Below are 2273 nucleotides of genomic sequence, written 5' to 3'. Positions count from 1 at the left end.
TTTCATTCCCAGTCCAAGGCTCGGTTTAACACGAGCTCCGTCGGCGAAACACAAGCAATTATTCAGAATAAAAGGGGACGGACCCCTTTGATCTTTCAGAAGATCAGAAACTAGATGAGCAGGGCAAAAGCAATTCAGGGATGTCCTGGCAAACCTTGCTTAACTTCTACGCGAGTGCGGAAGTCGATGCGTCTGACGCCGCGCGTTTGAAAGCCATTCTCGGCACAGCTAGCGACACTAATCCAGAGAAGCTCAATCTGCTGGACGATTTGAAGACTGTCGGCGCGTCGATATCCCGTCTTCAGAGTGAAAAAATAGCACTCACATGGGCCGATGGGACGCCGATTATCGCGGACGGTGACAAGGTCTACGCCTTCTCGTCAACCTCAAAGCAATATGCAGACTCGGCACTGTTCAGTCCGAGCGCTAGCGGTTATTCAGGCGATGGGGCTGCGGCGATTCCTACCGACTGGGTGAAACAATTTGGGCCTGGCACCGCACTCCAGTATCAGAATGAAATCGGCTCGTTGAGCGGGGTGAACATTGGCGCGCAAGAGCAATACCAGCGACTGAGTACCCTGTTGGGGGGGGGCATAGTCCCTCTGATTGATGGCGATCTTGTCCTAGAGATGCTCGGTGGGGTCGGTGCGAAAGGCATGCTGGCCCTGATCGGTGAGAAGCGTGCGGCGAGTCTGGCAGCGGACGAGGCGAAGGCTATAATCGACGAGTTGGCACCGCCTGTAACGGCAGTCGATTTCTTGCCGAAGGCGACCCGCAACAGTGCCGGGCAGATTGAAACTAATGCAACTCAGCGCAGCGCCATAACGACTCTGGAGTCACATGGTTACCAGAAGACGATTTCTCAAGACGGCTCAGTTACTGTACTGACTAATGGAGAGAAAACTTATCGCTTCTATCCATCATCAACGTCTACCGGGCAGCCCTCCGCGTCGTTGACAATAAATGGATCGAAAAAGCCAGCAGCAAAAATTAGATTTTCGGAGGAGTGACGATGGGTATCTCAAAATTCGGATGTGCAGAGTTTAAGTTTTCACTTGATAAGCTAGAAACTGTAATCGACCTTAGCAAAGACTTGCCGGTAAATATTTTCAAAGGTGATGGTTATCTGTTCTGGTTTTTTGAAAGGCCAATTTTGTGTTTTTTTGAAGTGTTTTCAGGATTGATATCGAATAGTGTCGCTAGCTTTTGCTCAGAGGTATTAATTAAGTTCTCAGGAGGCAAGTCACTGGCGAATTCATGTTTTTCCATCGATGGCACTGATGTGGAAAAAGATGTGGCTTGGCTCAGTGAAAGGTTTGAAAGTTTTTTTGGCGGGACTGTTGGATATCCTATAGTGCTTTTCGAGGGAGGATACAAATGGGTTGCTTTTGAAAGCGCGTATGAAGAATTCGGAGTCATCGCGGTAAAAGAATCAGCTCTCCATCCTGGATTTCGAAGCTATTTAAATTCCAATTTCTTGTCAATTGAAGATTTGGCTATGATGGCCTCTGGCTCTTCGGCAGAGAGTAAGACTGCGAAGCATTTGATTTCTTCATACGGATAAAATGATGCTGCTAAGATAAAAGGCGACAATAAAAGGGGACGGCCCCCTTTGTTCTTCCTGCAAAACAGCAGCAACCACGGCTGCGATGGCTGCGCGGTTGCGATCAATGGCGATACGATTACCGTGGTAGTGATGGATGCGAAGTCTTCGGTGAATGGCGTGAGTAAGGCCGGTACCCCGCATTGGGACCCGAGGACGCGGTTGGAGGGATGGCTGGGTAATAGTTCAATTGCCGACTCCGATCCTGCTTTACGCGATGCTTTGCAAGCGGCGTTGGAATCAGGAAAAACCAAGGTTCAAGGTGTAACAGTCAAAGTCGGTAGTCCCGCCCCCGGTAAAACAGGTGTAGCAGAATTTAAGGTGGAACCATGGACCAAGAAGTAATTCAGTGCGATCGCTCGGGCGTAAACCCGAAGTGGCCCTCCTACAAAAGTGTGCTGGGGCGCATAGCTAAGGGGCCACACGTCTCAGATGACTACGAGTTGAATAGCATCCGTGAATATGTTGAGCGCGGCGATGCAGTTGCGAAGCTATCAATGCCTGTACCGAATAGTGACAACGTTACGCGTAGTAGCTCCGAATGGACGGCAGTCACACGAGCCCACAAGGTATTTGAATAAAAGGGGACGGACCCCTTTGATCTGCACTCAGGTAAATCAGGCGCGCATATCGTCCCGACAAATCCCACAACAATAGGAGGTGGATCGTG

At 49.8% G+C, this 2273-nt stretch carries 3 protein-coding genes; all 3 read left to right on the top strand.

Annotated features, from left to right (window positions below):
• Positions 1 to 140 precede the first annotated feature (140 nt).
• Genes BMY98_RS26495 through BMY98_RS26485 form a run of 3 tightly spaced genes read left to right on the top strand, consistent with a single transcriptional unit; the run spans position 141 to position 1948 of the window.
• The gene (locus BMY98_RS26495) at positions 141 to 1010 is read left to right on the top strand and encodes a hypothetical protein (RefSeq protein WP_074893758.1); all 870 of its coding nucleotides are present in this window, start codon (positions 141 to 143) and stop codon (positions 1008 to 1010) included.
• A 2-nt stretch (positions 1011 to 1012) separates the two neighbouring features.
• Positions 1013 to 1564: a hypothetical protein gene (locus BMY98_RS26490; protein ID WP_074893756.1), complete on the top strand. Its 552-nt coding sequence runs from the start codon at positions 1013 to 1015 to the stop codon at positions 1562 to 1564.
• Between the two features lie 48 nt (positions 1565 to 1612).
• Positions 1613 to 1948: a hypothetical protein gene (locus tag BMY98_RS26485; protein ID WP_245760135.1), complete on the top strand. Its 336-nt coding sequence runs from the start codon at positions 1613 to 1615 to the stop codon at positions 1946 to 1948.
• Positions 1949 to 2273: the final 325 nt, after the last annotated feature.

Origin of the sequence: Pseudomonas graminis, from assembly GCF_900111735.1 — a bacterium.
Lineage (GTDB): Bacteria > Pseudomonadota > Gammaproteobacteria > Pseudomonadales > Pseudomonadaceae > Aquipseudomonas > Aquipseudomonas graminis.
Note: the sequence above shows the minus strand (reverse complement) of the source record. Positions and strands in the feature narration are given on the sequence as shown.

What these genes read in the sequence shown, in the direction of transcription:
- BMY98_RS26495 (WP_074893758.1), top strand. Translation starts at nt 141, where the DNA reads ATGTCCTGGCAAACCTTGCTTAACTTCTACGCGAGTGCGGAAGTCGAT.
- BMY98_RS26490 (WP_074893756.1), top strand. Translation starts at nt 1,013, where the DNA reads ATGGGTATCTCAAAATTCGGATGTGCAGAGTTTAAGTTTTCACTTGAT.